This is a genomic window from Bartonella vinsonii subsp. vinsonii, assembly GCF_902825235.1.
Classification (GTDB): Bacteria; Pseudomonadota; Alphaproteobacteria; order Rhizobiales; family Rhizobiaceae; genus Bartonella; species Bartonella vinsonii.
This window is the reverse complement of the sequence record NZ_CADEAJ010000117.1, coordinates 1-202: the sequence shown is the minus strand read 5'-3', so window position 1 is coordinate 202 and position 202 is coordinate 1. Positions and strand designations below refer to the sequence as shown.

General features: G+C 48.0%; 1 pseudogene. It reads left to right on the top strand.

Annotated features, from left to right (window positions below):
- Positions 1-158: pseudogene (locus J7R12_RS09135) on the top strand (late control protein); the annotation flags it as partial.
- Between the last annotated feature and the right edge of the window lie 44 nt (positions 159-202).

Sequence of the window (202 nt, the reverse complement as noted above, 5' to 3'; positions counted from 1 at the left end):
CGGATCAACCGCTGCTATTGCAAGGGTTCCGTAGTGAAATCAATGGTCCATGGAAAGCCCAAACCGTGACCCACCGCTATGAGAAACAAAGCGGATATACCACAGAAATTACACTCGAAGCACCAGATAAGGGAAAGGAAAGCAACAAAGAAGAATAGAGGCTGGGCTGGTAGTCCAGCCAACGGGACTAGTTTGATACACA